At 62.4% G+C, this 26206-nt stretch carries 25 protein-coding genes; 14 read left to right on the top strand and 11 right to left on the bottom strand.

Features of this window, described 5'->3' with window-relative positions; genetic code table 11:
- The first annotated feature begins 179 nt into the window (after nt 1-179).
- From FKB36_RS12500 to FKB36_RS12490, 3 genes are read left to right on the top strand one after another with little or no spacing between them, the layout of a single operon-like run.
- Nucleotides 180-1469, top strand: a complete 1290-nt coding sequence (locus FKB36_RS12500; protein WP_261598426.1) for a phenylacetate--CoA ligase family protein — start codon at nt 180-182, stop codon at nt 1467-1469.
- Nucleotides 1469-2770, top strand: a complete 1302-nt coding sequence (locus FKB36_RS12495; protein ID WP_261598425.1) for a phenylacetate--CoA ligase family protein — start codon at nt 1469-1471, stop codon at nt 2768-2770. Before FKB36_RS12500 ends, FKB36_RS12495 begins: the two co-directional genes overlap by 1 nt.
- Nucleotides 2770-3201 (top strand): ACT domain-containing protein, encoded by a 432-nt coding sequence (locus tag FKB36_RS12490; RefSeq protein ID WP_261598424.1) that lies wholly within the window; start codon nt 2770-2772, stop codon nt 3199-3201. Before FKB36_RS12495 ends, FKB36_RS12490 begins: the two co-directional genes overlap by 1 nt.
- A 50-nt stretch (nt 3202-3251) precedes the next feature.
- On the opposite strand, the gene hxlA is transcribed toward FKB36_RS12490, so the two are convergent.
- Nucleotides 3252-4541 (bottom strand): 3-hexulose-6-phosphate synthase, encoded by a 1290-nt coding sequence (hxlA, locus tag FKB36_RS12485; RefSeq protein ID WP_261598423.1) that lies wholly within the window; start codon nt 4539-4541, stop codon nt 3252-3254.
- 102 nt (nt 4542-4643) lie between these two features.
- Between hxlA and FKB36_RS12480 the strand changes: the two genes are divergently transcribed.
- Nucleotides 4644-5606 carry a TIGR03557 family F420-dependent LLM class oxidoreductase gene (locus FKB36_RS12480; protein WP_261598422.1) on the top strand — a complete coding sequence of 321 codons (963 nt, stop codon included), beginning with the start codon at nt 4644-4646 and terminating at the stop codon, nt 5604-5606.
- Between the two features lie 510 nt (nt 5607-6116).
- Here the strand turns inward: FKB36_RS12480 and FKB36_RS12475 are convergent.
- The 7 genes from FKB36_RS12475 to cobT form a co-directional block, all read right to left on the bottom strand.
- On the bottom strand, nt 6117-6455 hold the full coding sequence (locus FKB36_RS12475; protein ID WP_261598421.1) for a P-II family nitrogen regulator: 339 nt from the start codon (nt 6453-6455) through the stop codon (nt 6117-6119).
- A 10-nt stretch (nt 6456-6465) separates the two neighbouring features.
- Nucleotides 6466-7659, bottom strand: a complete 1194-nt coding sequence (locus tag FKB36_RS12470; RefSeq protein WP_261598420.1) for an ammonium transporter — start codon at nt 7657-7659, stop codon at nt 6466-6468.
- Nucleotides 7660-7930: 271 nt separating this feature from the next.
- Nucleotides 7931-8458, bottom strand: a complete 528-nt coding sequence (locus FKB36_RS12465; protein WP_261598419.1) for a nitroreductase family protein — start codon at nt 8456-8458, stop codon at nt 7931-7933.
- A 76-nt stretch (nt 8459-8534) separates the two neighbouring features.
- On the bottom strand, nt 8535-9734 hold the full coding sequence (locus tag FKB36_RS12460; protein WP_261598418.1) for a TraB/GumN family protein: 1200 nt from the start codon (nt 9732-9734) through the stop codon (nt 8535-8537).
- Entirely contained in the window at nt 9727-10269 is a 543-nt protein-coding gene (locus tag FKB36_RS12455) for a YkgJ family cysteine cluster protein (protein WP_261598417.1), read from the bottom strand. The genes FKB36_RS12460 and FKB36_RS12455 overlap by 8 nt, the downstream gene beginning before the upstream one ends.
- Complete coding sequence (locus FKB36_RS12450; RefSeq protein ID WP_261598416.1) at nt 10257-10811, bottom strand: GMP synthase subunit A; 555 nt, start codon at nt 10809-10811, stop codon at nt 10257-10259. Before FKB36_RS12450 ends, FKB36_RS12455 begins: the two co-directional genes overlap by 13 nt.
- A gap of 39 nt (nt 10812-10850) precedes the next feature.
- Nucleotides 10851-11867 (bottom strand): nicotinate mononucleotide-dependent phosphoribosyltransferase CobT, encoded by a 1017-nt coding sequence (gene cobT, locus FKB36_RS12445; RefSeq protein WP_261598415.1) that lies wholly within the window; start codon nt 11865-11867, stop codon nt 10851-10853.
- Between the two features lie 140 nt (nt 11868-12007).
- Between cobT and FKB36_RS12440 the strand changes: the two genes are divergently transcribed.
- Genes FKB36_RS12440 through FKB36_RS12430 form a run of 3 tightly spaced genes read left to right on the top strand, consistent with a single transcriptional unit; the run spans nt 12008 to nt 14077 of the window.
- A complete protein-coding gene (locus FKB36_RS12440; protein WP_261598414.1) occupies nt 12008-12451 on the top strand; it encodes a phosphatidylglycerophosphatase A in 444 nt (147 codons plus the stop codon).
- Complete coding sequence (cobS, locus tag FKB36_RS12435) at nt 12448-13158, top strand: adenosylcobinamide-GDP ribazoletransferase (protein WP_261598413.1); 711 nt, start codon at nt 12448-12450, stop codon at nt 13156-13158. The genes FKB36_RS12440 and cobS overlap by 4 nt, the downstream gene beginning before the upstream one ends.
- A gap of 37 nt (nt 13159-13195) precedes the next feature.
- Nucleotides 13196-14077, top strand: a complete 882-nt coding sequence (locus tag FKB36_RS12430) for a 4Fe-4S binding protein (RefSeq protein ID WP_261598412.1) — start codon at nt 13196-13198, stop codon at nt 14075-14077.
- A gap of 76 nt (nt 14078-14153) precedes the next feature.
- On the opposite strand, the gene FKB36_RS12425 is transcribed toward FKB36_RS12430, so the two are convergent.
- Nucleotides 14154-14456: a hypothetical protein gene (locus tag FKB36_RS12425; RefSeq protein WP_261598411.1), complete on the bottom strand. Its 303-nt coding sequence runs from the start codon at nt 14454-14456 to the stop codon at nt 14154-14156.
- Nucleotides 14457-14633: 177 nt separating this feature from the next.
- Here FKB36_RS12425 and tuf point away from each other — a divergent pair, with 177 nt between their 5' ends.
- From tuf to FKB36_RS12410, 3 genes are read left to right on the top strand one after another with little or no spacing between them, the layout of a single operon-like run.
- Nucleotides 14634-15911 carry a translation elongation factor EF-1 subunit alpha gene (gene tuf, locus FKB36_RS12420; protein WP_261598410.1) on the top strand — a complete coding sequence of 426 codons (1278 nt, stop codon included), beginning with the start codon at nt 14634-14636 and terminating at the stop codon, nt 15909-15911.
- Between the two features lie 30 nt (nt 15912-15941).
- Nucleotides 15942-16250: a 30S ribosomal protein S10 gene (rpsJ, locus tag FKB36_RS12415; RefSeq protein WP_011843573.1), complete on the top strand. Its 309-nt coding sequence runs from the start codon at nt 15942-15944 to the stop codon at nt 16248-16250.
- Between the two features lie 12 nt (nt 16251-16262).
- Nucleotides 16263-17945 (top strand): flippase activity-associated protein Agl23, encoded by a 1683-nt coding sequence (locus FKB36_RS12410; RefSeq protein ID WP_261598409.1) that lies wholly within the window; start codon nt 16263-16265, stop codon nt 17943-17945.
- A gap of 950 nt (nt 17946-18895) precedes the next feature.
- Here the strand turns inward: FKB36_RS12410 and FKB36_RS12405 are convergent.
- Nucleotides 18896-19981, bottom strand: coding sequence for a hypothetical protein (locus FKB36_RS12405; RefSeq protein ID WP_261598408.1), 1086 nt, complete (start codon nt 19979-19981; stop codon nt 18896-18898).
- A gap of 9 nt (nt 19982-19990) precedes the next feature.
- The gene (locus FKB36_RS12400; RefSeq protein ID WP_261598407.1) at nt 19991-21157 is read right to left on the bottom strand and encodes a tubulin/FtsZ family protein; all 1167 of its coding nucleotides are present in this window, start codon (nt 21155-21157) and stop codon (nt 19991-19993) included.
- A gap of 111 nt (nt 21158-21268) precedes the next feature.
- Between FKB36_RS12400 and FKB36_RS12395 the strand changes: the two genes are divergently transcribed.
- Genes FKB36_RS12395 through FKB36_RS12380 form a run of 4 tightly spaced genes read left to right on the top strand, consistent with a single transcriptional unit; the run spans nt 21269 to nt 26167 of the window.
- Nucleotides 21269-22501, top strand: a complete 1233-nt coding sequence (locus tag FKB36_RS12395; RefSeq protein ID WP_261598406.1) for an NAD(P)/FAD-dependent oxidoreductase — start codon at nt 21269-21271, stop codon at nt 22499-22501.
- Nucleotides 22494-23213 (top strand): dolichyl-phosphate beta-glucosyltransferase, encoded by a 720-nt coding sequence (locus FKB36_RS12390; RefSeq protein ID WP_261598405.1) that lies wholly within the window; start codon nt 22494-22496, stop codon nt 23211-23213. Before FKB36_RS12395 ends, FKB36_RS12390 begins: the two co-directional genes overlap by 8 nt.
- Nucleotides 23197-24177 carry a lysylphosphatidylglycerol synthase transmembrane domain-containing protein gene (locus tag FKB36_RS12385; protein ID WP_261598404.1) on the top strand — a complete coding sequence of 327 codons (981 nt, stop codon included), beginning with the start codon at nt 23197-23199 and terminating at the stop codon, nt 24175-24177. Before FKB36_RS12390 ends, FKB36_RS12385 begins: the two co-directional genes overlap by 17 nt.
- The gene (locus FKB36_RS12380) at nt 24167-26167 is read left to right on the top strand and encodes a DUF2298 domain-containing protein (protein WP_261598403.1); all 2001 of its coding nucleotides are present in this window, start codon (nt 24167-24169) and stop codon (nt 26165-26167) included. The genes FKB36_RS12385 and FKB36_RS12380 overlap by 11 nt, the downstream gene beginning before the upstream one ends.
- Nucleotides 26168-26206: the final 39 nt, after the last annotated feature.

Below are 26206 nucleotides of genomic sequence, written 5' to 3'. Positions count from 1 at the left end.
GGCGGGCCGGGGACTGTCACGGCATACCATGCCACGCTTTGACAAACCTTTTCCGCACCGCCCACCCACATAAAAGTAGTATGTCCGGCGGTGCGGGAGAGTACCGCAACCAATACCGGGCAGTATAGCCGGGATGAGGCACGATCTCGCCACCCGGCGAAAAAACCGATGGGATACATATGTTCTGGAATAGAGAGATGGAGACGATCCGGCCTGACGAACTCGCGGATCTGCAACTGAAGCGGCTGAAATGGTCGCTCGCTCAGGCACAGAAAGTAGGGCTGTACCAGAGAAAATTCAAGGAAGCGGGCATCTCGCCGGACGACATCAGGACGCTCGACGACGTGGAGAAACTCCCCTTCACCTACAAGAAGGAGCTCCAGGCCGGATATCCGTTCGGCCTCTTTGCGGTACCCATGAAAGAGATTGCCCGGCTCCACACCACCTCCGGCACGACGGGGAAACCGACCGTCGTCGGCTACACCCGGCAGGATCTGGATAACTGGTCGGAGTTGATCGCACGGAATTTGACGATGATCGGCCTTGGAGAAGACGACATCTTTCAGAACGCGGTCAACTACGGCCTCTTCACCGGGGGGCTCGGGTTCCATTACGGCGCCGAGAAGATCGGGGCGACCGTGCTCCCGAGCGCGACCGGAAACACCCGTCGCCAGATCGAGATGATCGAGGACTTTGGGGTGACCGCGATCCACTGCACCCCGAGTTACGCCCTCCACCTCGCCGAGGTGGCCGAGTCGATGGGAAAGACCCTGGATACCCTCAAGACCGGGATATTCGGGGCCGAACCCTGGTCGGAGAACACGCGGGCAGAACTCGAGCGGCGCCTCGGCGTGAAGGCATACGACAGTTACGGGCTCTCGGAGATGTACGGCCCCGGTGTGGCGTTCGAGTGCCCGGAGAGGGACGGCCTCCACCTCTGGCACGACTGCTACCTTGCGGAGATCATCGACCCGAAGACGGGCGAGCGGCTCGACCCCGGCGAACGGGGCGAACTCGTCATCACCCCGCTCGTCAAGGAGGCCCTGCCGCTCATCCGCTACCGCACCGGCGACGTGACCCGGCTGATAGAGGATGGATGCGCTTGCGGGCGCGGGCAGAAGATCGAGCGAATCACCGGCCGGAGCGACGACATGATGGTCATCCGGGGGATCAACGTCTTCCCGTCGCAGATCGAGCACGTGCTGCGTGCTCTCCCGGAGGTCGGGGAGCAGTTCATGGTATATATCGATCGCGTCAAACATCTGGATGAGATGACCATCGAGGTAGAGATGAGCAGGGCGGGGTTCTCCGGCGAACTGCAGGACCTCGCCCGTATGCAGAAGAAGATCTCCGGCGAACTCCACAACGTGCTCGGCCTTCGGACCGCGGTGACCCTGGTCGAGCCGGGAACGCTCCCCCGGTTCGAGGGGAAGGCGAAACGGGTCATCGACCGGCGGGGAGCGATCTGATGGCCTCGTGGAACCCGCGGGCGGAAGAGATGCCGCTCGACGAGATGCGGCGTCTCCAGTTCAAACTCGTCAAGTCCCTGATATATCGGCTCTACAGCTTCAACGACTTCTACCGGCGCCGGATGAAGGAGCATCAGGTTCACCCCGACGATATCAGGACGCTTGAGGATGTCGCGAAACTCCCGTTCATGTACAAGAACGACCTGCGGGACGGCTACCCGGACAGGATCTTCACCGCCGAGCGGAATGAACTGGTCAGGTACCACGTCTCTTCCGGGACGACGGGGAAGCCGACGGTCGTCGGCTACACGGAGCGGGATATCGAGAACTGGAGCGAGTCCCTGGCGCGGGGCTTCTCCTCCTGCGGTCTTGGGCGGGGCGACGTCATCCAGGTGAGTTACGGCTACGGCCTCTTCACCGGCGGCCTTGGCGCCCACTACGGCGCCGAGCGTGTCGGCGCAACCGTCCTTCCGACGAGCGTCGGGAATACCGAGCGGCAGATCGAACTGATGCAGGACCTCCACGTCACCGCCATCGCCTGCACCCCCTCCTACCTCCTCCACATGGGGGAGGTGGCGGAGAAGATGGGCGTCTCGATCAAGAACGATACCGAACTGCGGATCGGTTTCCTCGGCGCCGAGCCCTGGTCGGAGCAGATGCGGAGCCGGATCGAGGACTGGCTCGGGATCCGCGCCTACGACATATACGGGACGAGCGAACTCTCCGGGCCGATGTTCACCGAGTGCGCCGAGCAGCGGGGCGTCCACATATGGGGCGACCTCGCGCTCGTCGAGGTCGTGGATCCCGCGACCGGCGAGGTGCTCGCGCCCGGCGAACAGGGCGAGCTGACCATCACCATGCTGCAGAAAGAGGCGCTGCCCATGGTCAGGTACCGGATCGGCGACCTCACCGCCATCGAGGAGAGCCCCTGCGCCTGCGGCCGGACCCACCCGCGCATAAACCGGATCCAGGGACGGGTCGACGACATGCTGATCGTCCGGGGCATCAACGTCTTCCCGTCGCAGGTGGAGCACGCGCTGCTCGAGATCCCCCAGGTCGGCAGACATTTCCAGATCGTCGTCGACCGCAAAGGTGCGCTCGATTCCATGCTCGTGCGGGTGGAGGTGAGCGAAGAGGCGTTCTCCGACAAGATCACCGAACTGATGGTGATCAAGAAGGTCGTGGAACACCGCCTGCGGAGCTCGCTGAACGTGGGCGTGGACGTCGAACTGGTCGAACCGGGGACTCTTCCACGGTTCGAAGGCAAGTCGAAGAAAGTTGTTGACAGGAGGTCATTGTAATGGAAAAATCGTATATCATCAAGCAGATCTCGATCTTCTCGGAGAATCGCCCCGGACGCCTCGCAGCGATCGCCGGGGCGCTCCGGGAGGCGAAGATCAATATATTCGCGTTCAGTATTGCCGAGGCCGACGGGTTCGGCGTCGTTCGCGCACTCGTCGATCGGCCGGAAGACGCCCACCGGACGCTGACCGATCTCGGGTTCAGAGTCTCGTTCACCGACGTCATCGGCGTGAAGATGCGCGATGAACCGGGCGGCCTCTCGGATATCGCATCGATCCTCGGGGATGCCGGGATCAACATCGAGTATGCCTACGCCTACTCAGGGAAGGACGCGGCGGTCCTGATCCTGCGTGTAGACCAGGCCGAGGATGCCGTCCAGAAGATCCTCGGCCGCGGCGGGGAACTCCTCAAAGCATCCCTTTTCCGTTAATCCAGGGACACTCCCGGACTCTCACCATTTTGACCCGCGCGACACGGCGGTCAGTGCCGCCTCTCCCATTTCAAGAGTTCCGAGACCTCTGAGAGCGTCTTTCCGCGCCGGATCTCCTCGCGGATCCGCTCCTCGGTCTTTCGGACCTCCATCGCGCGCCGGGCAACCTCATAGGCCCGCTCCCGGGGGACCACCACGACCCCGCTCTCGTCGGCGACGATCCAGTCTCCCGGCCGCACCTCCTGCCCGCAGCAGGTGATCTCGGTGTTGATCTCTCCGAGACCCTTCGGGTCGCCGGCGTTCGGGACAGTCGCCGTGGCGAAGACAGGAAACCCCATCGCCCGGATATCGTCGACGTCCCGGGCGGCTCCGTCGATCACGATGCCGCTGACCCCACGGTTCTTCGCGGAGTGGGTGGCGAGTTCCCCCCACGGCGCGACGTCCGTCCTCCCGTCGTTACTGATGACAAGGACGTCGCCCGGTCCGGCGACGTCGATCGCCTCGACGGGTTTTGCCCAGTCCCCGGCAACAGTCCGGACGGTCACCGCCGGGCCGACCGCCCTGACTCTCCCGCTGAGGGAGACGATGCCCGCCATAGCGCCCTTCCGGTGCATGGCATCGGTGACGTTCGGTGCGGAGACCCCCTCGAAGAGGCGGCGGATAACCGCGTCCCGGCTCTCCTCCTCCCGCGGCCGGATCTCGGGCCGGTCGATCGCCTCCCTGACACGCCGTGCCGCCCCGGTAACGTCGGCGGCCTTGACGATGTTGCCCCCAACAATGACGACCGAGGCACCGGCGGCGACCGCCTCGGACGCGGTCTCTGCGTCGAGCCCGCCCGCAACGGCGACGGGCGTGCCCACCTCTCCTGCGAGGCGCCGGAGGAGATCGAGCGACGACCTCCCGATCATCTGCTGGTCGATGCCCACATGGGCGTTGATGTAATCGACGCCGAGCGCTGCAAGTTCCCGCGAGCGGGAGACGGGATCGGCGACGTTGATGAGATCGGCCATGAGACGGACGCCGTACTTGCGGGCGGAGCGCACCGCCTCGACGATCACGGTGTCGTCGGCATCGGCGAGGATGCAGACGATCCCGGCTCCGGACTTTGCCGCCATCTCGACCTCGATGGCGCCGGTATCGGCGATCTTCATATCCGCGACGATCTCGTGGCCGGGGAACCGTTCCCGGAGCACCCTCACAGCCTGCATCCCCTCGCTCTTGATCAGGGGTGTCCCGACCTCAATCCAGTCCGCACCGCCACGGACTGCTTCACCTGCGATCTCAACCGCACGATCGAGCTCGAGGAGATCGAGCGCCACCTGGAGAGTAGGCGTTGCCATGCAGTACAGTATAGCGAGGGTTCTATTTATCTGGTGCCGGGCCGGGGAAACCTATATGCCATGAGATGCGGGAGGTAGCCGGCGAGATGGATGTGATGATGGATGGTCGAGATCGGCTATAAACTGGCATGCGAGGAGCATGGCCCCCGGGAACTCGTCTGCAACGCCCGCCAGGCGGAAGATGCCGGCTTTGCGTTTGCCATGATATCGGACCACTACCACCCCTGGACGAGCACGCAGGGGCAGAGCCCGTTCGTCTGGGGCGTGATCGGCGGTATCTCGCAGGTGACGGCAACGCTCCCGCTGGTGACGGGCGTCACCTGCCCGACGGTGCGGATACACCCCGGGATCATCGCCCAGGCCGCCGCAACCGCCGCCATGATGATGCCGGGACGGTTTGCCCTCGGCCTCGGGTCGGGAGAGAGCCTCAACGAGCACATCTTCGGCGATCCCTGGCCGGCGGCGCCGATCCGGATCGAGATGCTCGAGGAGGCGGTGGAGGTGATCCGGCTGCTCTGGAAGGGCGGGATGCAGGACTATTACGGCGCCTTCTACACGCTCGAGAACGCACAGGTCTTCTCGCTCCCGGAAGAGCTCCCCCCGATCTACATCGCGTCGGAAGGGCCTATCAGCGCGTCCATGGCCGCGCGGGTCGGCGGGGGGTTCATCAACGCAGGGAGCGACGCGGAGAAGAACCTCATCATCTTCCGGGACTCCGGGGGCGGAGATAAACCGGCATACATCGAGATCTCGGTCTGCTGGGCAGATACCGAGGAGACGGGGCGGATGACCGCATACGAGCAGTGGCCGATCCCCGCAAACACCGGGGAACTCAACAGGCTCCTCCCCACGCCGACCCACTACGAGCAGGTAGCGAAGATGGTGACGATGGAGGACGTGGCGGAGCACGTCGTCTGCGGCCCCGATCCGGAGCCCTACATCAAAAAGATCGAGGAGAGCGCCAAGAAGGGATTCGACCACGTCTGCATCCACCAGATCGGGCACCAGCAGCAGGAGTTCATGGAGTTTTATACGAAGGAGGTTCTGCCGCATCTCACGAAGTGACACCAGCAGGGAGGACCAGGGGATTACAAACAGCAGATGGCGGAAGCCATCCTACGCGGGTCGTGGCAAATCACACCCCTCTGAACGGTGCAAGACCCGGTACAGTGGACTGTGGGAGCATCGCCACGCACTGCCCGCCCCCCTGGGGGCGGGAGGAGCGCGAAGCGCGGGTGGTGGGGGGGCGATGGGAATCCCATTATTAGGCGGAGACAGGGGAGGGGGATGCTCCCCCTCCCCGTCAGCCCCTCCCCGCGTGGCGATATCCACTGGAAAGCCGTGCACGGGTTGTGCGATCACGAACTACAGGAATAAGTGTACTGAAGGTTGCAAGTAACGACTGCCGAAACATGCGAGGGTTCGCAGAACCAGAGCATGCGAAGACAGAAGGTCTTCCAAGGCAGGGGTTGAAGCACCGCAAGCGCGAGTGGCAGCAAATTGAATGTTCAGAGGCCAAACATCTGTCTCCACCAACCACCCCCGGGAAAAACACCAAATACAGCCCAAAAAGAGTTACGCTTCCTCCGCCTCCTCCTGATCCGTCCGCACCCGGTAGATGCTCTCGACCGACAGGACAAATATCCTGCCGTCGCCGGGTTTGCCGGTCCGGCCGTTCGCCCGGATGATGCCGATGACCTTCTCGACATCGGCATCGCTGACGACCATCTCGATCTTCACCTTCGGGATGAGCTCGACCGGCATCACCTTCCCCCTGAACTTGAGGGCGATGCCCCGTTGCGCCCCCCGTCCCATGACCTCGGTCACGGTCATGCCGTAGACGCCGTCCGCTTCAAGTGCTGCCTTAACGGAGCCGAACATCTCCGGCCTGATGACTGCACAGACCATCTTCATCCGCACCACCTCACACCCGCACGGACTCGCCGTGCTGGGCGATGTCCAGTCCGACATACTCTTCGTCCTCAGTGACCCGGAGCCCCATCGCCGCGTCGACGACCCTCGCGATGACGTAGGTCACGCCGAACGAGTAAGCCACGACCACGCCCACATCCACGAGCTGGATGAAGATCTGGCCCGGGTTCCCGTAGAGCAGACCGTCTACGCCCCCGATTGCCGCGACCGCAAAGACCCCGGTCGCGAGAGCCCCGAATATCCCGCCCATGCCGTGGATTGCCCACGCATCGAGGCTCTCGTCAAGACCTTTCCGGACGCGGAAGACCAGCGCGCCGTAGCAGAAGAGGCCTGCACCGGCACCGATCGCGATCGCGGCCATGGGTCCGACGAACCCAGCCGCCGGAGTGATGGCGACAAGGCCGGCTATGGCACCGCTGATCATTCCGATCGAGCCCGGTCTGCCGCGAATCCAGGCCGCGCAGAGCCAGGCAAGCGCCCCGGAAGCGGCAGAGATGTTCGTCACGATGAAAGCGTTTGCCGCAAGGCCGTCGGCGGCGAGAGCGCTTCCGGCGTTGAACCCGAACCACCCGAACCAGAGGAGCGCCCCGCCGAGGAGAGCCAGCGGGATGTTGTTCGGCTCCATGCCGTGGCCGCCGAAGCCGAGACGCTTCCCGATGACGAGCGCAAGCGCGAGCGCGGAGAACCCGGAGCTGATGTGGACAACCGTGCCGCCGGCAAAGTCGAGCGCGCCGAGTTGTGCGGCCCATCCGCCACCCCACGCCCAGTGGGCAAGCGGATCGTAGACCAGCGTCGTCCAGAGCAGGCCGAAGATGAGGAACGAACTGATCTTGATCCGTTCCGCAACCCCGGATGTCACGATCGCAAGCGTGAGGCCTGCAAAGACCATCTGGAAAGCCACAAAGAGTAGATCCGGAATGCCGTCGCCATCCATCCCGATGCCCTGCAGGAAGGCATGCTCGAGACCTCCGACCAGCCCCAGGATATCGGGCCCGAACGAGAGGCTGTAGCCGCAGACGATCCACTGGATGCTGACGAGAGAAAACGCGATGAAAGAGAGCGCGATCATGGAGATGAGGTTCTTCCGCCGAACGAGCCCGCCGTAGAAGAGCCCCACTCCCGGAGTCATCAGCATGACCATAGCCGTACAGACCAGGATAAACGCCGTAGCGCCGGAGTCGATCATACTCCAACCCCTGGCTCAACCACACCGTTCTCAGCACTCATCGGAAGGAATTTTCCTTCCATCTAATATAAATTTTACTAAAGGGTGCGCGCGACGTGGAAGAACCGACACACCTGCAGGCACGAACCCCACCGGGCGATGCGACGAGCAGGGGAGATCCTCACCAGGCCTCCCCCCGCCCGCCCCCACCGCACGGCAGAGCAGAGCGACACCTGAGAAAAACGTGTGGAATATCGCCGGGATAGAAAAAAAGGTGTGCGGACGTATCCGCCTACTCTTCCTCGTAGCGCTCGAAGAACGCGACCTCGTCGATGGCCTTCTTCGTTTTTATCTGGAGCTCCTCGGGATATCCTGCGGGCACGAGCGATACGAGCGCGTACTCCTCCGGAACATTGAGAAGTTTCCGGACATCTTCGGCGTAATCCTTCTTCTCCCCCGCGACCCAGCAGGACCCAACGCCCCAGGCCTGGAGCGCGAGGATGAGCTGCATCGTCGCCGCACAGCAGTCTTCGAGGTAGTACTTCGCGTCCCGCTTCCCGAAGACGGCGAAGCAGATGGGTGCATCGGCGATGAACTTGCCGTTATCGGCGAGGTCGGCGATCGCCTGAAGCGTCTCGCGGCTCTGGATCGTCCCGAAGAGCCAGGGCTGCTCGTTTCGCGCGGTCGGAGCAAGGCGCGCGCAGTCCAGTGCATCCTTGATGGTCTTCTCCTCGATGGGCTTCTCCTTGTACTTCCGTACGCTATGCCTGCTCCGTATCACGGTGACACCGAGATTGACCGTTCCACCAATCGAACTCATGCAACGATGATGGGCACTCCCGGCCTAAATACCTTGGGGAAACGGAGGATGGGAGGGCTCCGGCAGAGAGACCGGCTTAGAAGAGGCCCAGCATCATCTGGAGCATGTTCGAGAAGCCGTCGCTGATGACCACCATCGGATCGACCCCGAGGATCGGGAAGATGAACAGGAAGTAGGCGATCGTCCCGAGCGTGCTCCCGACGTTCGCGAGGGCTGCAACCAGCACCACCCGAAAGAGCGGGATCCGCCGCATCTCCGCGAACGTCTCCGCCTCGATGATCTGCCGGAACTCCCCCGTCGTGGGTTTCCGTATCTTCGCCTCGACGATGGCGGCGAACCATCCCGCCGCAAGCAGCGGGTTGAGCGACGTCAGCCAGGAGACCGCAAACGCCGTGGCGGCCGAGAGAGGGTGCCCGCCGGCTGCAAGCGTGAATACGGCGCTCAAGACGCCGTTGATCACGATCCAGTAGAAGAGAGCGGCCAGCAGGACGTCGAGCCCCACGCCCGAGAAGGCTATCGCGGCTATCAGGAGGAGGAAGAGGAGGGTGACGGCGGCCCCGAGGATCTTCGCCCACGGCAGGCCCTTCTTCACCTCGGCGGTCAGGGCCGTGAGCGGCGGCAGCGTCTCCGGCGCGTCCAGGTAGCGTTGCACCCCCTGGATATGCCCGGCGCCGACGACCGCGAGCACCCGCTCATACCGACCGGCGAGCATCAGAACCTGGTGAGCGAGATATGCATCCCGTTCATCGATCAGGGCCTGCGCGCCCTGGGGGGAGAACTTTCGGAACTCCTCCATCGCGGCGCTCACGACATCCTGGTTCGTGAACTCGTCGACATCGATCTTCTCACCCTCTACACTCACAAGCGAGTAGATCAGGGCGCCGATGAGTTTGATCTTCTCCCAGATGCCCATCTTACCCCAGAACCGGGCAAGCGTGATCCGGATATCCCGGTCGATGAGCGCCACGGGCTTCTGGTGCGCTTCGGCCTCCTCGATGGCAACAAGCATCTCGGCACCGGGCTTCACACCGACCTCTGCGCCGATCCGCTGCTGGATGTAGGTGAGCACCCACTGAACGAGGAGCTGGCCGAAGTTCCCGCCTTTCAGGATCTCCGTCACCGAGGGTTCGGCCGTCTCCTGAGTGAGCGATATAAGCCGCCCCCGGTCGAGCTCGACCCCGACGATATCGGGCTGGAACTCCTCGATGGCGGATCGGACCTCCTCGACGCTCTTCTGCGAGACATGAGCCGTCCCGACGAGACGGATCTCAGTCATGGAGCACCTTCACGCCCTCGCTGTCGATCACGGCGCGCTCTCCCGGCGGCACCAGCGCTCCCGGGAAGACGGCGCGGATACCGGCCTCTTCCATCGCCTCGGCAGCCTGCCGCCTGCAGAGGTCGGCCGCCGCATCGCGCGCATCGCAGGGGGAGAGCGGCGCACCGAGACCGGGGCACTCCGATGCCACGAGGTCGTCGTCCACCAGCATGAACGGATAGGTGCGGCAGATCCAGGGACGGTGAGCATAGATTGAGCACCGCCCGTCCCGGAGGAAGAGACAGGCATCGGCCGTTCGCCTGAGGCACCATGCGAGAGTGTACTCGGCGCCGCCATCGGCACCGATGAAGTCGGGATAGGGCTCGGCAACCTCGTTCCAGGCCATGCCGGTCGCTGCCATGATTGCCCGGACCTCGGCAGGACTCACCAGCACGAGGTTCGAGTCCTCCGCGACCCGTCGGCAGCAGCCGCCGCACCCCCGGCAGCAAAATCCAATCGACCCGAGTTGAGCCGCAACGTCATCTATTCCGAGCATATCCTGTCAAAATTCTCAAAGAGAAGCCGCCCGTTGACGGTATGGCTGACCTCAGGGTGCCACTGGATGCCGTAGAGGTGTTCATCGAGGGATGCGATCGCTTCCACGCTGCAGATGGACGATTCTGCGAGCCGGACAAACCCTTCCGGCACGACCGAGACCTCGTCCGCGTGCGATGCCCATACCTGCATCCGGTCAGGGTAGCCCTGGAGGAGGGGATTCTGTGCGAGGTTCTCGACCTCGACCGCACCGAATCCGCCGCTCGCACCCCGGCGGATCGCACCGCCGCGGGCCGTCGCCATGATGTGCAGCCCAAGACAGATCCCGAGGACGGGGAGACCGAGATCAAGGTAGGCAGAGGCGACGCCGGCACGCGCAAGGGTCGGGCCGCCGCCGAGGATGATTCCCCGGCAGCCCCGGGCGACCTCGGCCGGCGGCGCCTCATTCGAGATCATCGTGGCTTCGATCTCCATGTCACGGAGCGTCCGGAGGATCAGGTGATTGAACTGCCCATGATTGTTGACCACATAGAGTGGAAGCATTGCTTATAGATGGATGTAAAAGGGTAAATAGCCCTTCCCTCAGGAGTACTTCCTGACGAAATCGAAGACTTTCCGGGAGATCTCTTCGGGCTCGTGACCCATGAGGTAGGCGAGCGTCAGCGCCCCGCCGGCTCCCATCCCCTCCTTGACCTCGCCGATGCAGTAGCGGGCGAGCCCGACGTGACCGATCTCGCCGAAGTTCGGGTCGACGTAGTATGCGGTGGTGCCGAGATCGGCGACCGACCGGACGAATCCGGCCGTGGGATCGTCCCTGACGTAGACCGTCGTCGCGAGGTGCGGCACCCGTTTACCGAGCGCTTTCAGGACGGCCGCAACGGAGAGCATCTGGGTTCCGCCCGCGAAGAGGATCTCTCCGGCATAGGTGCTCGCGATCCCTGCAGCGACCGGCATCATGGGGTCACCCGCAGCACGCAGGATATCGAGAGGTTCGCGCGCACCCGTCGCGTCGATCCGGGCAAGCGCTTCCCGGCAGACGGCGTCTTTCAGCCCAAGAGGGTTCTTTGCAAACGCGCTGCTGACCGAGGCGTCGTATCCGAGCGCCCGGAGAACACAGAGGGCGGTGGTGGTGCCGCCAGGGACGCATTCCCCGAGCATCAGGAGATCGCTGTACTGCGAAAGAAGCCTCCCGACCATCTCGCCCCGCTCGAAGAGGACGGCCGCCTGCGGCACCGCGTCCTCCGTCCTCGGGTCGCCGCCGGGGCTCCCGTAGACGTCGATGCAGGGGACGGTGGGGGCATGGGCGAGCCCTGCGTTGATGATAACGGGGGCTAGCCCGGTCAGTTCCACCATCGACCGGGTTATGGATGCCGGCGTCGGGCACCCCGTCGGGGTGTTCGGCCGGGCCGCGACACTCGTGATCGCGCCGGTCGTGACGAGCTCCGCGTCCAGGTTCGGCGTGAGCAGGGTCTTTTCAGGGGTCGGCCCTGCACCCGATATGCCGGGAACGGTGGAGAGCATCGTGTTCGCCAGGACGAGCGCCAGCATCGGGCGCTTCGGCCTGATCCCGGGGTCTTGTGAGAGGAACGGGGTAGACATTGTGTACAGGGTAGGCACCGCAGGATAGAAGAGATTGCCGTCGGAGGATGCGGGAGGCAGGGGGCGCCCAGTGGCCGGGCGTGGTGAAGCGTCGTTAATTCCAAAACCCCAAAATACCCCCCTACCCTAATACATGAATAATGTTCGAGATAGAGCGCAGACTGGAAGAGAAGGGCATCGAAAGGGGGGATATCGTCGCTGCCGCGATGGAACTCTACGTTCCCCACGGAATAGGTGCGGATGAGGCCGCGCGCAGGCTTGACGCAAAGATCGGGAAGGCACTGGAGGACCCAAACATTTCATCGCTCCTCCTCGGCGCCCTCCTGCTCGAGGACGAACTCTACGTAAAGCGAAGAGACTCCGAGATCGCCGACGATCCGGTCTTCCTCCTCTCCGACGAGATCATCGGGATGGCCATCGCCGAGGTGATCGGTGGGACCTATGCGCGGTTTGAGTTCACCCGGTACGACCAGAAGAAACCGGGGATCCTGAAAGAACTCGGGCCGTTCCTCGACGACGCCGTCGCCGGGCTGATCGCGGGCTGCACGTCGCGCCTCTACAGCGAGTCGATGGGATCGGTGTGAAGTCCGTCCTCGCTCTCCTGCAGTTCTGCACCTCCCTCCCCCTCGGGAGACCTGTCGAGTTCGAACACTTTGCCCGCCGTTCCTACCTCTATCCACTCGCCGGATATGTCATCGGCGGGATAGCGGCCAGCATCACCTGCTGGATAGCATCCCCCGTAGTGGGTGCGGCCGTCGCCCTCGCCGTGGTGCTCCTCCTCTCCGGGTGCAACCACTTCGACGGCCTGCTGGACTTCGGCGACGGGCTTATGGCCCACGGGAGCCGGGAGAAGCGGGTCGCGGCCATGACCGACCGGACGACCGGCGCAGGGGCGGTCGCGGCGGGGATCGTCGTCACACTCCTTGCGTTCGCCGGACTACAAACAGTCATATACCTCCCGGCGGCCATCCTCATCGCCGAGGTCTCGGCAAAGGTCGCGATGTCCTGGCTCACCACGCTCGGCGCGCCGTTCCGGGAAGGGATCCACTCTTACCTTCATGGGTTTGCAAAACCGTGGTTCCTTCTCCCGGCCTCGCTGCTCGCGCTGCCGCTCTTCCTGCTGCCGGTACCGAAGATGCACATCGCGCTCGCGCTCGCGGCCACGGCGATCATCGCCGCGCTGATGCTCGCCCTCTCCCGGCGGCTCTTTGGCGGCGTCAACGGCGACGTCGTCGGCGCGACGAACGAGATCGTCCGGACAGGGATCATCCTTCTCCTCGCCCTTCTATAATCACCTTTTTTATCCCGGCACCCGCTACTACTGTAGAATGATACAGGACCGTAACCTCCACGCCCGGGGAGGGATCATCACCGAGCGGAACGCAGACTATGCGACGGTACGGCTGCGGATTCCGGCAGGAGTGCTCTCTGCGGCACAGACCAGGCAACTCGCAAAGATCAGCGAGAAGTACGGTGACGGGTCGCTCCACCTCACCATGCGCCAGACGGTGGAGATCCCACATGTGGACCCCGATAATTTTGGAAAGATCGCGAAAGCCCTCAAAGAGAACGGGACGCCGATCGGGGCGGAACAGAACGAAGTCGTCAACATCATGGCCTGTCCGGGCACGGAACGGTGCAAGTACGCCAACTGCGAGACGATCGACCTTGCCCGGAAGATCGATGAGCGGGTCTTCGGGAAAGAACTCCCGATACGGCTCCGGATCGCCATATCCAGCTGCACCTACATGTGCAACAGCCCGCTCCTCAACGACATCGGGATCATCGGCAGGATCCGGCCGTTGCGTGTCCCGGGACTCTGTACGGGATGCGGCACCTGCGTGGAGTACTGCAAGCAGTGTGCCATAGCGCTGAAGAACGGCGCGTCGGTTCTCGACGATAGCAGATGCGTCCAGTGCGGCATATGCGTCCACTCCTGTCCCTACCACCTCCTGAAGTCCGAGTACGCCCACTACCAGATCATGGTCGGCGGCCGGCGCGGGGCCGCCCCCGCTGCGGGAAGAGAACTCGTCACCGTCGAGACGGAAGAAGAGGTCGTCGAGGTCGTTGATCGCATCGTCTACTGGATCTACCGCACCGCATGGAGCGGCCGGCTCCTCGCGGACCAGATGGACGAGATCGGGTACGAAAAGTTCGCAGAAGAGATCCGAAAAGAGTTCGGGCCGAAATGCCCGGAAACTGAGCAGTGAAGGGATCGCCCGGCGCGCCGGCGCCGGAGGCGGCTACAGGCCGACGGTCGCCCCGGTGAAGAACCGGCACCGGGGTCTACCGGCGGTACATTGAAGCGAACCCTTCGCCTGCGTCGTCGTCGCACTCGATAGCGGTGCCGTCCCGGACAAGGGTGTTGAACATCATGGCTGCGTTGAGCAGGTTCTCGTCCGGACTTCCACCCTGCGAAAGACCGGCAAATGCCTGGCGCTGCGGTGTCGGGATCGTCCGTTTGCCCACACGGACACCCGCACAGTGTTTGCAGTAGCCGCAGTGGGAGTGGACCGAGACCTCGCGATCTGCGCACGCCACCTTTACCCGGTCACCTGAACCGTCACGGTGAAACTCAAGTATCTTCATGGTAAGAGGAACGTAGATTTCCCGAGAATAAGATTCTGTCGATTACCAAGGGTTTTTGAGGCGTGCGCGCTACTGGCGCGCATGGAAATGCTTTATATGGAAGACGTCCTACGTATAAGATACTCGCATAAGCAGGCTGTTCGAGCTGACACGCCTATTGAGTGGAGGATACAAACTATGGCAGCTGAGAAGCCCCACATGAATTTAGCAGTTATCGGACACATCGACCACGGGAAGTCTACCACCGTCGGTCGGTTGCTCTTTGAGACCGGAGCCGTACCGCCCCACATCATCGAGACGTACAGGAAGGAGGCAGAGACCAAGGGTAAGGGCTCGTTCGAGTTCGCCTGGGTGATGGACAGCCTCAAGGAAGAGCGTGAGCGTGGTATCACCATCGATATCGCCCACAAGCGGTTCGACACCGATAAGTACTACTTCACCGTCGTGGACTGCCCCGGTCACCGTGACTTCGTCAAGAACATGATCACGGGCGCGTCCCAGGCAGACGCCGCGCTGCTGGTCGTCGCCGCACCCGACGGCGTGATGGAGCAGACCAAGGAGCACGTCTTCCTCTCCCGTACGCTCGGCATCAACCAGCTGATCATCGGCGTCAACAAGATGGACGTCGTCAAGTACGACGAGAAGCGCTTCAACGAGGTCAAGGAACAGCTCTCCCAGCTGCTCAAGATGGTCGGCTACAAGCCTGATTCCATCAACTTCATCCCGATGAGCTCGTTCGTCGGCGACAACATCGCGAAGCCCAGCGCAAACACCCCCTGGTACAAGGGACCCGCAGTGCTCGACGCACTCAACGCGCTCACTGAACCCGAGAAGCCCACGACCCTCCCCATGCGTCTCCCCATCCAGGACGTCTACTCCATCTCCGGTATCGGAACCGTCCCCGTCGGGCGTGTCGAGACCGGCATCATGAAGAAGGGAATGAAGGTCAGCTTCATGCCCGCGAACAAAGAGGGTGAGATCAAGTCCATCGAGATGCACCACGAAGAGATCCCGCAGGCACTCCCCGGCGACAACGTCGGGTTCAACGTCCGCGGTATCGGCAAGGGTGACATCCGCCGCGGTGACGTCTGCGGTCCCGCCGATGTGCCGCCGACCGTCGCTGACGAGTTCATCGCACAGGTCGTCGTGCTCCACCACCCCAGCGCCCTGACCGTCGGCTACACCCCGGTCTTCCACTGCCACACCGCCCAGATCGCGTGCACCTTCATCGAACTCATGAAGAAACTCGACCCCCGCACCGGCCAGGTCAAGGAAGAGAACCCCACGTTCCTCAAGACCGGCGATGCCGCGATCGTCAAGATCAAGCCGACCCAGGCCATGGTCATCGAGAAGGTCAAGGAGATCCCGCAGCTCGGCCGGTTCGCTGTCCGTGATATGGGATCCACCATTGCGGCAGGCGTGTGCATGGACATCACACCCAAGCAGATGAGATAAGACGATACCTATAATTTTTTGGTGGTTAACATGCAGAAGGCCAGAATACGTCTTTCCGGAACCGATTTCGAGAAAATCGAGATGGTCTGTGACAGGATCAAAGAGATAGCAGAGCGTACCGGCGTCAATCTGGCAGGTCCTATCCCGCTGCCCACGAAGAAACTCGTGGTCCCCACCAGGAAGAGCCCTGACGGCGAAGGTACCGCAACCTGGGACCGCTGGCAGATGCGGGTGCACAAGAGGCTCATCGACATCGATGCCGACGAGCGTGCGCTGCGCCAGTTGATGCGCATTCAGGTTCCAAAAGACATCGGCATTGAGATTGTGCTGGAGAGCTGAGGTGGGTGCGGCGTGAAGGCCGCCGTGTTCGCGGCAGGAGTCCGTGAACGACTACTCTCACTCGAGGGGCTTTTTCTCCTCATACTTCTGGTCACAATTATTCTTCGTTTTTACTTTCTAGATCTGAAACTCTATCACCACGACGAGGCCATCCACGCGTGGTTCTCATACAAACTCCTGACCGAGGGAGCCTACATCTACGACCCCATGTACCACGGGCCGCTACGGTATTACGTCACGGCCGGGATGTTTGCGCTCCTCGGCGACTCGGATCTCGTAGGAAGGCTCGTCCCGGCGTTGCTCGGCACCCTGCTCGTCCTGCTGGTCTATCCGATCTACAAACTCGGATATCTCGACAAGAAGCAGACCCTGGTAGCGGCGCTTTTCCTTGCCGTATCGCCGAACATGGTCTACTTCTCGCGGTTCCTCCGGGACGATCCCTTCATCATCTTCTTCACGATGGTGCTCCTCGTCGCTCTCCTGTATTACTTCGAGCGAGGGCAGATGCGGTATGCACTCCTCGCCGGGACGGTGATCGGCCTCGGGATATCCACGATGGAGAACATGCCGATCATCGTCCTGATCTTCGGGGCGTACCTCCTTTACGCGGTCTGGGCCAGGAAGGTCCGGCTCCCGGCCCACTGGATCCGGGATCTCGCGCTCGGTGCCCTTGTTGCGTTCGGGATCATGGCGGCCTTCTACTCGTCGTTCGGCGCCCACCCGGAGTTGATCACAACCTGGTGGCTCCGGGCCATCGAGCACTGGACATCAATGCACCAGATGCAGCGCCTCGGAGGGCCACCGTATTTCTACATCCTGCTCTTCATCCTCTATGAGTTGCCGATCCTGATCCTTGCTATCGTCGGGTTCCTGCAGTTCATCGACATCCCCGGTGCCGTCTCCCGGTGGAGAGAGAAGAGAGAAGGGCACGGGGAGAGGCTTGAGACGACAGAAGGGGCTGAAAGTGTAGACGAGGAGCCTCCAGCGGTTACAGCCCCCCCTGCCCGGCAGACGCCGGGATGGAAGGACCGGCTCCGCGAGATCCTCTCGGGTGAGGGAGAGATCCGGCCGATCGACCGACAGAAGGAGTTCATGCGATTCGCCATCTTCTGGATGCTCCTCTCGATGGCGGTCTACGCTTACATCGGCGAGAAGGTGCCCTGGCTGATCCTCCACCAGCTCCTGCCGATGATCTTCGTCGCGGTCTATATGATGACGACGAAGAAGGCGGTCATCGCCGTCGCGGCAAGCATCTTCCTGATCGCCATGACGTTTCACGTGGCGTTCACCCCGGCGGACATCAACGAACCCATCGTGCAGGTGCAGAACTCCGAAGATCTGCGGGAGGTCTTCGCAAAGATCGATGCCGCGGATAAGGTGGCGATCGCGACCGACAACTACTGGCCGCTACCGTGGTATTACCGGGGTGAGAACGCCTCGAAGCTTGCCTACTACAGCCAGAAGGTGAGCGAGTCGACGATATACGGAGGAGATTTCGACGTCGTGATCACCCACGACGCCGATACCTACCCGGCTCTCGACGGCTACGTGAAAGAGACCTACCGGCTGAACTACTGGTTCTCCTACGAGGAGAACAAAGACAGGCTGCTCGAGTACTACTTCCTGCGGGACGGGAAGATGGGGAGCAGAAACCTTGAGATCTTCTCGAGGGTCCCCGCGGGGGCGGCTGCCTGACACTCGCAAGGCCGTTCGCAGCCCGGGAGGTTGCACCGTCATCACTGATGGTGCAGGCCCCAACAGTCACCACAGGTGTAGATTTGGGGTGTACCCCACCCTGCTGATGCCCTCCACTCTTCTTCGCGGTTCGCGTGAGATTTCGTCGCCATCCGTAGACAGGTTGGTCACATGAAGGCACGAAGATGCGAAGTCTGCGTGGGACTTCGTTAATGCCTCCACCGTCAACTCATGCGAAAGACGACGCTCCTGGGAGCGTCGTCGGAGCACCCTAGGCGCAAGCCGGAACGGGCCAAAGGGCCGGAGTTCGAGCACCGTAGGTGCGAGGTGCGACTGTCAGAACGACAGGAGTTAGAGAAGGCCAAAGGCCTTCGCTTTGTGACAAACAGAGCAGTCAAAATAGGAGAAATATCACGGTGCAGTGGACTGTGGGGATATCGCCATTGGGGGAGGGGCTGACGGGGAGGGGGGCGTGCCCCCCTCCCCTGTCTCCAACTCATACCATTGATGCTCAAACTCACTGTGTTAACACTCCTCGTCAACCCCCGCCCCAAGGGGGCGGGGGCAGTCATGGCGATATCCCCTCGGAATCCGTGTCTGAAATGCAATCAATGACTCTCCTGAGAGGTTTTCAACAAGCCCCAAGTTTCTCAAGTTCCTGCCTTCATACCTGACGGTGCTCAAACTCCGGACATCTACACGCCCTCAGTCCGGCCGAAACTCGAAGAGTTTCGAGTGGAGACCAGGGAGATGTGACCGGACACAGAGTTTGAGAAGACCGAAGGTCTTCAGTGGCTGCCCCTCCCGGCAGAGGCATTTTCGAGCGACCTCCCCAGCAACAATCGAACGCGCACCGGAAGTCAACCCGAATGTGCAAGCATCGGCCAAAGAAACCTGATCAAAAAATGGGGAAACCGGGGGGAGGTGCGAAAAAGAGTGAGGGGCCAGGGTTATCCGAGCTCATCCCATCCAGTCTTCTTCCGGTATATCACGACGCCTGCGACGATAAGGACGATGACGACCCCAATGCCGATGTAGAGGAGGAGATTGCCGCCGATGTTGAACCCTTCGCCGATCCTCTCCTTGAGCGCGGTCGCATCGGTCAAAGCCTCGTTCGCCTTATTCAGACCGTCAGTTGCCTTCGAGCGCGCCAGCGGGTAGTTCTTGCCGTTCAGGTTGTCCTGTGACTGGGAGTAGAACTGGACGGCGCTCTCGCGCTTGGTCATGATGGCGACCACCTGCGGGTCGGCACCCATGGAGCGGTTCTCGACGAAGTAAGTGATCATCCCATCGAGGGACTCGATTGCCGCACCGGTGTCGGCGACCGCTTTCTCGGCCCATGCCTTATCGAGGAGCGCAATCCCCTCATCTATATCTTTCTTCGCGGTGGCGATGTAGCTCGCAGCCTGCGACGGGCCTGCCGATGCAGCGCTGGTGAGCGCCTGGCTCGCAGCGTTGTACCTGGCCTGGGCAGCGGCGACATCCACGCCCTGTGCGGATTTCTCATCGAGATCGGCCTTCAGGTCTTTGAGGCGCTGCTGCTGGGCGGCAAGAGAACCCTCGATCTGGGCCGAGTTCACGACGTCGCGGGTCACGGAGTGAGTGTCCTTCACATCCTTATCCCGCAGGTGATCGATCTTGGTGATCAGGATCTTGCTGCTCGCGCTTGAGGGGACAACGCCGCGCACCTGGGCATCAAGTTCGATATTACCGTCACCATAGGCGAGCTCAAACTCCGTCAGGACCGGGTAGTACCCGGTCTTCTTAGTGGTGTAGATAGCGACCCCGTCGCGGTAGATAATGAAGTCCCAGACGGGGTTCGATAGTCCGGTGCTGAACTCGAACGACTCGTCGTTCTGGTTACGCTCATCCATGTCGTAGGTGAGCACATAGCGCGCGTTCACCTGCTGACCGGGCTCAAGCGCACCGCTTGCGGGATCGACCTTCTCGGTCTTGACGTCGAACGCCGATACCGCCTGCGCGACACAGACCAGTGCCAGCAGGAGAATGAACCATCTGCTGATGTTTGCCTTCATAACGTCTCCTCACTCGAACAGCGGTTCTATGCCGTCATCGAACATGGTCGAGCGTTTTTCCTTGGACTTGAGGACATCTTCCTTCGTCGCCTTTGCAATCTCGAGGAGTTCGGTGATCCGGGGAGCGTTCCCGATCGTCGCAAGAACCACCACCGCGGCGATGTAGTCGCTCTGCACCGGGTAATCCCCGCCACGCACCTCGACGCCGGCGATGTTCTCCTCCACCCAGCTCTTCGACTTCTCGACGCCCTTCCGGTCCATCTCATCCGACGGGCCCGCGAGGAGGACAAGACCGCGCTCGGCCGTCGAGTAGTCGCACGGCAGGGTGAGGCGCCCGAGCATGGCACGCCGAACAAGAGCGATGATCTTCGCCGACTTGTCCTCCCCGGTCAGGACCTCCTCGGTCTTCTCCTTCTTGCGCACCAGACCGGAGAGGAGCCCCTGGCTCTGCTTCGTACGGGGGCTGATCTTCTCGCTGATGGCGTATCCAACAGAGCTGATGCCGCCACCCCGGAGAGTGTTGATGACCTCGCTCGAGTCCACGACCATCTCGCCGATACCGGCCTTGCCGACCTCGCCTGCACGGAAGAGCACGCCGAACCGGCGGACAATCTCGTCGTTCAGCCGGTTGTAGGCATCCTTGACGCTCTCTCCTTCATTCTTCCAGGCACTGTTGTCGAAGATGAAGGTATTATCCGCCTCGTTCACCAGGGTGCTCAGGGAACGCGCTGCGTTGTAGGAGTAGAGTCGGCCTTCTTCGGGGGCGGGCAGGATGCCGATCGCGTAGACCGGTTCCCGGTAGATGCGCTTCAAGTGGCGGGCGAGTACCGGCGAACCCCCTGAGCCGGTTCCGCCGCCGAGGCCGGCGATGATGACGAAAGCATCGACATCGTGCGTCCCCCTCGAATCAATGGCGTTGATGATGGCATCGATCTCATCGGCAGTCACCCGCGCACCGGTCACATTGTCGGTCCCGACACCATGCCCTTTCACCACGGTCTGGCCGATCAGGAGCCGATCTTTAAGTTCGATATTCTTCAGTCCCATCAGGTCGGTACGCGCCGTATTTACGGCGATCCCCCTGAAATTCTGGGTCTGCATTCGTTTGTCCTGTTCAATGAACATATCGACAATTTTGCCCCCAGCCTGACCGAATCCTATGAAGAAGACCCTCATTCAGCTTCACACCCTCATAATGACTAATTAATTATATCCACGCTTATGTATAAAGACCATGCATACATTATAACCCAGGATTCTTATAATTTTCATACATAGGGGTGAAGGATGAAGATCTGCGTTGTGGGGGGAGGTCTGTCCGGTCTGGTCTCGGCTCTCGAACTTGCCGGGAGACACCAGGTAGATCTCTTTGAGCGAAGGCCCGTTCCGGGCGGATGCCTCGGTTCGTACCGGATCGGCGATTACTGGATCGAGGAGTATTACCATCATTGTTTTGCGGGCGATGCCGCCCTGCTCGATCTCTTCGATACGCTGCAGGTAGCCGATCGGCTGGTATGGCTTCGAGGATCCACCGGCTATTACGTCGACGGAACCATCCACCCGCTCACCACCCTGACCGAGATCCTGCGCTACCCCCATCTCACGTTCATGGATAAGGCCCGTCTCGGCCTGCTGACCCTGCGTTCCCGGCGGCTCGACGTCTCGGCGCTCGACGAGATCACCGCGGAGGAGTTCATCCTGGACAACCTCGGCTCCGGGATCTATGCTTCGTTCTTCGAACCGCTCTTAAAGAGCAAGTTCGGGGAGCGCCGTGGCGAGGTCTCCGCGGCCTGGCTCATATCCCGCATCGCCATCCGATCCGACCGGGGTGCCGGGGGCGAGCGCCTCGGATACCTGAAAGGGGGATTCCGGCACTTCATAGCACGGCTCGAGGAAGAGGCGGTGCGACGGGGGGCCTCGATCGTGCCGGACACTCCCGTCGAGGAGATCCGGCGGGAAGGGAGCGGCTGGATCGTCAACGGGAAACCATACGATGCCGTCGTATCGACGCTCCCCCCCCAGGTGACCGCCGACCTTTCCGGTCTCGATATCGCCAAAATACCCTACCAGGGCGCCGCCTGCATGACCCTCGCGCTCGACCGGGACGTGACCGACGGGGTATACTGGCTGAACATGAAGGATGCGGCTCCTTACGGTGCGGTGGTCTCGCACACCAACTTCGCCCCATTCGAGTGGTACGGCGAGCATATCGTCTACCTTGCATCCTACTTCACGGGCCGGCTCCCGGAGGGGTTCGAGCAGTCGATGCTTGCCGACTTCTGCCGCCGGTTCTCTGTCGGCGAGGACGAGGTGCACTGGCACCGGCTCGCGGTCGACCCGTATGCCGGCCCGGTCTACACAACAGGGCTCAGGAAGCGCCTGCCCGACTACGAAGAGCACGGACTCTTCCTCGCCGGGATGTTCAGCCCCCCGAATTACCCGGAGCGGAGCATGAACGGTTCGGTCGTTGCCGGGCAGGAAGTGGCAAAGAGGGTTCTCGCGAGGTACCCGGATGCGTGAGATCGAGGTGAGCGCCGTCCTTCCGGTCTATAACGATCTTAAGGCACTCAGGGCCGCCATACCACGGTCGCTTGATACCCTGGAGGTGATCGCCCCGGGAGGGTTCGAACTCATCGTCGCCGAGGACGGGAGTACCGACGGGAGCACGGAGTTCGTCAGGGAGTGTGAGGGAAAAGACCCCCGGGTCCGCCTGCTCCACTCCGACGAGCGGCTCGGACGGGGGCGGGCGCTCAACCGCGCGTTTACCGCAGCCTCGGGATCGATAGTCTGCTACTACGACGTGGATCTTGCGACCGACATGCGGCATCTCCCCGAGCTGATCGATACCATCCGCGATGGCCACGACATCGCAACCGGCTCCCGCCTCCTCCCCGAGAGCACCATCGTACGGAGCGGCGGGCGGGAGATCGCAAGCCGCGGTTACAACACGCTTGTCCGGACGATCCTCGGGAGTTCGCTCCGCGATCACCAGTGCGGGTTCAAGGCGTTCCGGCGCGACCGTATTCTCTCCCTGCTCCCGTCGGTGACCGCAGATCACTGGTTCTGGGACACCGAGGTGCTGGTTCGGGCGCAGAAGAACGGTTACCGGATACGCGAGTTCCCCGTGCAATGGCGGCAGGGCGAGGGGACGACGGTACGGAGGAACGACGTAGTTGATATGGGATCGGCGATACTTCGTCTCTGGTGGCGGCTCCATGTGGAAAAAAGTTAGCGCGGTCGTCATCCCTACCCTGATCGCGGTCGGGATCGTCGCCTACATGCTCTACCGCGTATGGGACGACCTCCTGCTGACGCTTGAGCACGCCGTAATACCCTTCCTCTTTGCCGCCGTCGGGATCTGCGTTGTTGCCTGGGTTCTCCGGGGGTACCGGTACCGGTTCATCCTGCAGGGGCTTGACATCAGGAAGAGTCTCGGCTTTGCGACCGCCTGCATCTTCATCTCCCAGACGGCGAACCTCATCGTTCCCGCGCGTCTCGGCGATCTCGTGCGGATGCTCATCTTAAAGCACGAGGATGACGCCACCTACTCGCAGGGGTTCTCGTCACTCGTTGTCGAGCGCGTCTTCGATATTCTGATGATCGCGGTGCTCGGGGCCGTCGCACTCCCGTTCGTCCTCGCCGTTCTCGACGTCCCCGACTGGTTCCTTACGGTCATTATCGTCCCCCTCGCTGCAGGAGTCGTCTTCTTCGCCGTGCTCCTCTGGTCGGGCCGGATGAAGTCCGAGAACCGGATCGTCGTCGCCGTCCAGCGGATGCTCGACGAAGTGAAGCGGGCCTCCCTCAATCCCCGGGCCCTCGGCGTGCTCAGCGGCTCATCGCTCCTGATATGGCTCGTCGACGTGCTGGTCTGCTACGCGGTCGTCCTGATGTTCCAGGTCCCGGTTCCCTTCGGCATCGTCGTCCTCGCGATCGTCATCGGCAACCTCGTCAAGGCCGTTCCGATCACCCCAGGTGGAGTGGGCACCTACGAACTCGCACTCGCCCTGACGTTTGGGCTCGCGGGAACCCCGGCGGTCACGGCGACGCTGATCGCGGTCATCGACCACCTGATCAAGAACCTGGTCACGCTCGTCGGTGGCGTCGGGTCGATCTACTACTTCGGCGACTGGTCGATGGACCTCTTGAAGCGAGCGTTCAACAGGGAGATCAAGACGGAGGATACGTTTGGCGATTGAGTTCGTCATTCCCGTGCTGTTCTGGCTCGCGGTCGTCAAGATGCTCCATCTCGCCGTCTGGCCGGCGCTCGACCGCACCCTCGGGAGCCTCGCGGCGGCGGCCGCCTACCCGGCATCGGTCCTCCTCTTCACGCTCGGCACGTGGTACCTGGGCCTCTCGGGCCTTCCGATCGTCCTCGCCCTTCTGCCGTTCGCAGCCGCGATCGCGTACGCAGGTGCACGGGGGTTCTTCACGAGGGAGCGGCTGCGGTCGGCGCTCACCTGGGATCTCGCCTTCCTGCTCCCCTTCCTCTTCATGCTCGAGGTGCGCTGGATCAACCCGACCATCTCCTACGCCGAGAAGTTCATGGACCACGCGATCCTCGCCTCGATCATGCGGATGCCCGCCGTCCCGCCGCTCGACCCCTGGTACGCGGGGGGGACGCTGGACGTCTATTACTACCTCGGCTACTGGACGGGCGGGGCGCTCGGGCTTGTATCCGGCGTGCCTTCGACGGTCACGTTCAACCTCATCCTCCCGACGGTGCTCGGCCTCTCCGTCGTCTCGCTCTACGCCCTCGGACACCTCCTCCTCGACCGCCACCGGTGGCTCCCGGTGGTTGCGCTCTTCCTCCCGAACCCCTCAGCCTTCTATCACATCCTCATCGGGGACGCCTGGTTCGATGTCCTCTGGGGGAGTACCCGGACGATCGAGAACACCATCAACGAGTACCCCATCTTCTCGATGCTCTGGGGCGACGTGCACCCACACGTCATGAGTTTCTTCAACCAGGGATTCCTGCTCTTTCTCCTGGTCTTCGCCTACCTGCGGTGGGGAGAACTCTCCATGCGGGGGAGGGCAATCCTCTGCGGGCTTGCCGCTCTCTCCCTCGGGTCGATGCCCGGGTTCAACTCCTGGGACGTGCTGGTCTATGCCCCGGTCACGCTGGTCTTCGGCCTCCTGATATGGTGGCGCTACGGGAACCTCCGGCCGGACAGCCGGAACTCCTGGATGGTGCTTGCAACAGTGCCGCCGCTCGCGATCCTGACCTACCTCCCGTTCTACCTGCAGCTCAACAGCCCCGGCGTCGCGGGAGTCGGAACCGTCCCCGTGCCCTCCGCACCGGTGGAGTTTCTGCTGGTTCACGGGTTCTTCCTCGCGGTGCTGGTCGCCTACTGCGCCCCGGATATCCGGAGGCGCCCCTACCTCCTCCTCGCCGCGGTGCCGTTCGTGCTCGCCGGCTACCCGGCGGCGGCCATCGCCGCCGTCCCGCTGGTCTACCTCCTCGCCCGCCGCCGGTTCTCGGCCACAGACACGCTTGCCATCCTCGGGCTCACGATCGTCCTCGTCACCGAACTCATCTATCTCGTGGACAACATGGGGGAGACCTACTTCCGGATGAACACGGTCTTCAAGTTCTATCTTCCCGCGTGGTTCCTGATGGGGACGGCGAGCCTCGTGGTCCTCGGGGAGTGGCTCCGGGGCACCGGGATCGACCGGCGGATCCCGGAGAGGATGGAGAAGGCGCTCCCGGCACTGGCCGCCGTTCTGCTTCTCGTCGCGCCCTTCGCGATCAACGTCGATTTCGGCTACGGGAGCCGCACCCTCGACGGCGCGGCATACCTCTATGGCTCGCACCCGGGCGACGCAGCGGCGATCGCGTTCCTCCGGGGTCTTCCCGGCGACCACGTCATCATCGAGGCGGAGGGCGGCGACTACACCTACTACTCAAGGGTCTCCTCATTCACCGGTATCCCGGCCGTCGTCGGGATGCCCTTCCACGAGTACATGTGGCGGGGCGACGAGGGGCGTATCGGCGAGCGGAGCGCCGATGTGCGGGCGATATACGAGCAGCCCACCCGGACCGTCGACCTTGCGCGGGCATACAACGCCACCCTGCTCTACGTAGGTGCGGCAGAGCGCGAGCGCTACACCGTCTCGATCCCCACAGATGCGCTCGAACTCATTTACGACAGAGAAGGAGTCCAGATCTACCAGATCCCCGCATGATCAGCTTGCGACCACGTCCATGCGGGCCAGCGCGAAAAC

It is taken from the genome of Methanoculleus formosensis (assembly GCF_025384765.1).
Classification (GTDB): Archaea; Halobacteriota; Methanomicrobia; order Methanomicrobiales; family Methanoculleaceae; genus Methanoculleus; species Methanoculleus formosensis.
The sequence above is the reverse complement of the archived record's forward strand: the minus strand, read 5'-3'. Positions and strand labels throughout refer to the sequence as shown.